The following is a 3,363-nucleotide window of genomic DNA, read 5'->3' on the forward strand; positions in this document are numbered from 1 at the left end:
CGATCGCGATCGAGCGGTTCGGTGGATAAGTAAACGTTCTTCCACTTCTCTTGAAATTCGGGAATGCGAGCCGCTTGTTCGGAGGTTAACACTTCCATGATGCGTTTTTAAACTATTTTTTAGAGCTATTTTAACCGACTTTAAAAAATAGAGTAATATTCGTCATGTTTCGTAATATCTAACGGCTTGTTTTTCCGTAAATTTACAGACGTGCCGAGTCCATCGTGTCGGGCAAATTCCACATCCGTCTCGCCGCTGCATTTCCGTAAAGATAGCGTTGTCCGAGAGACATTAACGGTTCTCCAGCATTTTGGGGTAAATTGCGATTTAACGGATCGGTGATGTCGTCTGGATTTCTCAGAAAATCGGTGACGAACACCACGGGGCGATCGCGATTCCAAAGTTCCTGTAACGCTGCGCGATCGATCTGATAGTCTGGCGGTTTCCCCGGAAACGCTGGCGGGATGCGATTGTCGCCGCCGTCAGTGAGAACGAAGACGATGGGATAGGCTACACCTGGTTTTCCACGAACCCAACCGAGAGGAAGTTCTTGGGAATTCAAACTCTCTTGAAATCCCTCGGGAAACAGTTCGGAAATCGAGATTCCGTCGCGATCGCGGTAATAACTCATCGCCCCCGCCGCCCCCAATTCTCGAGACCCTTCAAACGTCCAAACGGTGGTCGGATCGAGTTGAGTCGTCGCCGTTTCGATGAGGGTTTTTGAAGAACGTTCGTCGGCGAATTTTACAAATCCCTGCGTTACCGCCCCGTAGGTAATTACCATTCCCAAGGCGATCGCCACAAAGCTACGATAGGGACGACGGTTTAACAGCAACCCACCGCCGAGAAGACAACCGCTTCCCATCGCCAGGGCGATCGCCACGGCTTCGGAGACGATTTCGGGAAAATGCGGAGACAGCCATTTCGGAATTCCGACAGCGGCGACGCACAGCAACCCTCCCAACGCTGCATAGGAAATTCCCGCAAATTTTTGACCCCATAAATCGCCCCGACGACGACTCTGCGTCCACCACAAAGCACAGAGTAGCATCAACGGTGGAACGCTCGGTAAGCCGTAATACACCAATCGCGACGAAATTGGTAAAAACAAGACAATGGGCGCGGCGGCACCCATCGCTAAAATGGTTAGTGCGGTACTGTGCGATCGCCGAACTCGGGTGTTTTCCTGTTGCGTTTCTTGCCACAACATCGCCATTGCTTGGGGAATCGTCAACGCCCAGGGAATCCCCCACACCCAAGTTATGCCGATATATTCCAATCCTCCGACTTTCGAGACATTGTAATCGGGGGGATAGCGAGTGTCGGCGAGACGTTGCAGGTTTTCGTTGAACGCAAAGTATTGTAGAAATCCCGGATTTGCCCGTTCGACTGCCAAACTCCAAGGCAAGACGACTAAGATTAAAATGAGGACGCCCCAAGGCAAGCCTAACGCCGAAAATACGCGAGTTGGCGATCGCGTGGCGACGACACCCAAAACAGCTAAGGCAGGAAACACCAGCATTGAGGGGCCTTTTGTTAAAACGATCGCCCCCAGCAACAGCCAAAAGGCAATGCGGTATTTTCGATGGTCAGTATCTCCCGTCAGTCGCCAGAGACAATAGTAAGACGCAAACAGCAGCGAACCGAGAAAAACGTCAATTAACAGTTGATGAACGAAGATAAACCAACCGCAGGCGGTGGCTAACATTAAAGCGGCAATTCGCCCCGTGGCAGGGGTTCCCAAGTCTCGCCCCCACTTCCAGGCGACGACAACCCCCAACCAACCGGCGATCGCTAACGGTAATCTGGCGGCAAATTCGTGGATTCCGAAGAGGCTGTAACTGGCTGCGATCGCCCAATACAAAAGCGGCGGTTTGTTTAAATAGGGTGAGCCGTTGAGTGTCGGAGTAATCCAATCCCCCCGTAACACCATTTCTCGGGCAACTCCGGCAAAATGTCCTTCGTGGGGTTCGTACAGTCCGTAACTCCCCAAGCCGATCGCGAGAATTGCCAAAGCTGCAATTAATATAACGCCGTCTCCCCAGGCTGCCAGTTGCTTTCGGAACACGTTTTCCCCAATATATGCTGACGGATCGATTATCGACGATTAATGGCGAACTAGGCGATCGAGTGTTGCTGCCATGACATCGTGGGTTTGCCCGGAAACACTGAAAACAAGGGCTTCGCGATAGACGCGTTGGGCGGGGTGGTGGCTGGCATTGGATGCCCCGCTGGAGGCGGAAACGGCGGCGGTGGCACATCGAACGGCTAAATCGATCGCCCAGGCTCGCAGTTTGAGGCGATCGTCGTAAGATTTAATGGATTCGAGTTCGGCGTCGAAGATGGCGTGGCGACAGTCGCTGAGTTCGCGATCGAGGTTGTCCCAAGCTTGGCGGATAAAGGGTAAGGATTTCTTGGCGGCGACGTCGGCGAGGACATCTAAACCGCCTCGGGCGCATCCGAGGGCGAAGAAGCTATGATGGAGTACGTTGGTTTTGCTGTTGGACTCCATCCAGTTGGGGGGTTTGACGAACAAAACCTCGTCTTGGCTGAGAAACCAGTTTTCCACGTTGGCGGTGACGGTATTCGTGGAAGTTAAGGCAGCCATCGCCATCGGTTCGCTAAATGCGATCGCCCCACCGTCGGGTTGTTGGCTGTTGGTTAAGGGCATCATTCCAAATAGGGAACTTCCATCGGGAAGCATCGCCCCCACGACGAAGGTTTCAAAGAAATTCCATCCCGTCACCCAGGGAACGAATCCGTTGAGGCGATAGCCCCCTTCGACGGAAACTGCTGTCAGGGGAGGGTTTCCACGACGCCGTAGTTGGGAGAAGCCAACGCCGACTAAGCGTTTTCCGCTGGCTAAGTTGGGAAGATAGGTTTGTTTTAGCGTCTCGTTGCGACTTTTGGCGAGCATGGCGGCGGCACTTTGATGTTGGGTTTGTAAAAATGCCAACGCCCCGGAATAGCGAGTGATGGTTTCTTGGAAACGGCGGAACGCTTCGGGATTGTCTGCACGTAACGAGAGTAAAGAGCGATCGCCTAAGCCTTGTAAGGCGTGACGCAAGGCTTCGGGATTGCGATCGATCTCGTTGGCGTTGGCTGCGACGTTCTCTCGTAAATAGGTTTCGGCGAGATCGAGGGGGGTTTGAATGGCGGTCATGTTATAAAGATTTATCGCAGTACGTTGAAGATTGCCGTTTATCGAAAATTTTGGGTCTAATACCAAATCCTGTTTCCAAACCTGCTAAACTTTTAAGCCGCAAATTCCAGCCAATGATAGTTCGTTAAATCCCGAATCTCTTCTTGCATCTGTTCTTGAAGGACACAGCACCTTTTCCCCAACACTTCTTCAAGTTCCTC

2 protein-coding genes are annotated in these 3,363 nt (G+C 52.2%); both read right to left on the bottom strand.

The window, feature by feature from the left end; translation table 11 throughout:
- Positions 1 to 202: 202 nt before the first annotated feature.
- A complete protein-coding gene (locus POG22_RS02715; RefSeq protein ID WP_498903497.1) occupies positions 203 to 2,068 on the bottom strand; it encodes an ArnT family glycosyltransferase in 1,866 nt (621 codons plus the stop codon).
- Positions 2,069 to 2,107: 39 nt separating this feature from the next.
- Positions 2,108 to 3,163, bottom strand: coding sequence for an acyl-CoA dehydrogenase family protein (locus POG22_RS02720; protein WP_498903498.1), 1,056 nt, complete (start codon positions 3,161 to 3,163; stop codon positions 2,108 to 2,110).
- Between the last annotated feature and the right edge of the window lie 200 nt (positions 3,164 to 3,363).

It is taken from the genome of Geitlerinema sp. CS-897, assembly GCF_028368005.1.
GTDB lineage: Bacteria > Cyanobacteriota > Cyanobacteriia > Cyanobacteriales > Geitlerinemataceae > Baaleninema > Baaleninema simplex.